This window comes from Herbaspirillum sp. UBA812 (assembly GCF_002296545.1).
GTDB lineage: Bacteria > Pseudomonadota > Gammaproteobacteria > Burkholderiales > Burkholderiaceae_D > Herbaspirillum > Herbaspirillum huttiense.
Window position 1 is genome coordinate 1 of sequence record NZ_DBIC01000182.1, and the last position, 2,704, is coordinate 2,704.

General features: G+C 62.1%; 3 protein-coding genes. 2 read left to right on the forward strand and 1 reads right to left on the reverse strand.

What is annotated here, in order from left to right; genetic code table 11:
- A partial coding sequence (locus B3873_RS12145; protein WP_286866327.1) for a LysR substrate-binding domain-containing protein occupies nt 1-786 on the reverse strand: 786 nt, incomplete at its 3' end.
- A 19-nt stretch (nt 787-805) separates the two neighbouring features.
- Between B3873_RS12145 and B3873_RS12150 the strand changes: the two genes are divergently transcribed.
- Both B3873_RS12150 and B3873_RS12155 read left to right on the forward strand, forming a co-directional pair.
- A complete protein-coding gene (locus B3873_RS12150) occupies nt 806-1,144 on the forward strand; it encodes a hypothetical protein (protein ID WP_286866329.1) in 339 nt (112 codons plus the stop codon).
- A 462-nt stretch (nt 1,145-1,606) separates the two neighbouring features.
- A partial coding sequence (locus B3873_RS12155; RefSeq protein WP_286866330.1) for a HAMP domain-containing protein occupies nt 1,607-2,704 on the forward strand: 1,098 nt, incomplete at its 3' end.

Below are 2,704 nucleotides of genomic sequence, written 5' to 3' on the forward strand. Positions count from 1 at the left end.
CACGCCCTCCGGAAACAGCCGCACCAGCCGGCCTGCGGCCAGATCGTCATCCACCAGCGCCAGCGTGCCCATGCCCACCCCCTGATCAGTAGCAGCCGCCTGCAGGCTCAGGAAGGAATGTTCATACACCGTCCCCGGCATCTTGCGCCGCACCGCCACCCCGGCTTTGCCCAGCCACTGCGACCAGGCCGCTGAACGGCTGGAGAGGTGGATCAGCGGCACCTCCACGAAATCGCGCGGGACCCGGATCGGGTGCGTCTCCAGGAAGTGGGGCGAGGCCAGCGGCACCGACACGTCATCCAGGAAGCGCACGCAGTCATAGCCGCTGCGCTCCAGCGGGCTGCGCCAGATGATGACGTCGAAAGGATCCTTCACATCCTCGAAATACTCCGACATGGTCGTGGTGACGCGCACCTCGATCCGCGGGTTGTCAATCTGGAACTGCGACAGGCGCGGAATCAGCCAGCGCATGGCCACCGAGGGCGCGGCGATCAGGCGCACCACGCGGCTCTTGCCGGCCAGGGACAGCTGTTCGGCCGCCAGGGCAATGCGGTCCAGGCTGGCTTTGACCTCGGCATAGAAGGCCAGGGCCGCTTCTGTGGGTTCCACGCCACGCGACTGGCGTAAAAACAACGGTTGTTCGAAATACTCTTCCAGCGTTTTGATCTGCTGGCTGACCGCGCTATGGGTGATGAAAAGTTCATGGGCCGCCAGCGTCAGACTCCGCGTCCGGACTGCCGCTTCGAACACCTTAAGGGCCTTGAGCGGGGGTAAGGATGAAGACATGCTGTAAGAAAAACTTATAGTGGTGACGGAAAATGTTGCTTTGCAAAAGCCGGGGGCGACCTTATTCTTCAATCACCCAAACGTCAAACAGAAGGAATTCATCGTGAACAACGTCAGTATATTGGCAAAAGATGCCGGTTTTTCTAACAATTTGCGCTCCCTGGTCGAGCTGGTGAAGTTTGCTGTCCAGCAAGTCATCGCCGCCCACGCCCTGAAGCCCGTGCGCAACGATGCTACCGACCTGCATGACGCCGCCTGCTTCGAAGGCGTGACCGACCACTTCGAGATGGAAGTGCGCCTGCGCCAGCTGGATCACAGCCACCTGCACGCCGTCTGGAAGCTGCAATCGCAGATCTGAATGCCGATGCGGCCAGCTTGATGGCAGCACCCGCAGCAATGAAGTACCGCAGTACCCGGCAGGACCAGGCCCGATGCGCCTGAAGAACGACGAAGAAGAGACCGGCTCCGCATGCCCGGAGCCGCAGCAGGCAGCCAGCAGTCGCCCACAGAGGCAGACCCTGCCCGACGCATCTCCGTAGTACCCGTATTACCCGCAACGGTGGCCTGATGGCCGACAGCACCCCCAACATGGCCAGGTGCACGCTGCGTTGAACACCCCCGATCCCCGCTGCTGCGGGGATTTTTCGTTTACGCGTGTGTTTCCTGAAAAGCCATGCCGTCTTGCCCGCTCCGGACACTTTCCTCTTAACAAAAATGACATCGCGCGGTAGTGGAGCACTGCTATATTTGTCGCGGGGAAAAGAAATATGTTGCTGTTCATGCAGGTTCCGCTTCATTGCTTCTTACAGGGGAGTTCGCCATGTTGTCTTCACTTCGTGCCCGGCTGATCGTCATTTGCGTACTGATCGTGGCGGTGGCCATGATCGTTCTCAGTGGTGCCAACATCTACACCGTCCGCAGCGATACGCTGGAGGGCATTTCCACCCAGACCCGCCAGCTCACCGAAAGCTACGCCGCCAACATCACCGAGTGGGTGCGCAGCAAGCGCATCATCACCGGGGCCATGAAGCAGGCCCTGAAGCAAAGCGATGTCCTGCCCATCGTCGCGGCGGCCCAGGAGGCAGGTTCCTTTGACGACGCCTACATCGGCTATCCCGACAAGCGCATGCTGGCCCTGCACCCGATGCCGGCCGGCTACGATCCGACCGCGCGGCCCTGGTACAAGCAGGCGGTCGATGCCGGCAAGCCGGTACTCACTGCCCCCTACGTGGACGCCACCACCGGCAAGCTGGTCGTGACCTTCGCCGAGCCGGTCAGCGACAAGGGGACCCTGCAGGCCGTGCTGGGCTCGGACGTGCAACTCGACAACGTGGTGCGCACCGTGGCCGGCATCAAGCCCACGCCATCCAGCTTCGCCTTCATCGTCGGCAAGGATGGCCTCATCATCACCCACCCCAACAAGGAGCTGGCCCTGAAGCCGGTGTCGGCGCTGGACCAGAATCTCTCCGCCGCCTCGCTGGCGGGCATGAAGCAGGGCGGCAGTGCCACCATCGGCGGGGTGTCGTATCTGCTCTTCACGCAACCCATCGACAACACCGGCTGGTCGCTGGTGGTGGCGCTGGATTATCGCGAGGCCACGCATGCGATTGGTGCGCTCATGGCGCTGGCGGTGATCCTGGCCGTGGTGGCCATCGTCGCGGCGGCATTGCTGCTGAGCTACACCATCACGCGCCTGCTGCGCCGCCTGGGCGTGGTGCGCAATGCGATGGAAGAAATCGCGTCAGGTGACGGCGATCTTACGCGCCGGCTCGATACCAGCGGCAAGGATGAACTGGCGCAAATTTCCCGCGCCTTCAATCACTTTGCCGACAAGATCTCGCGCACCTTGCTCGATATCCGGCGCGCCAGCGAGTCTGTGAAGGTTTCGTCCAGCGAAATCGCCAGCGGCAACATGGAC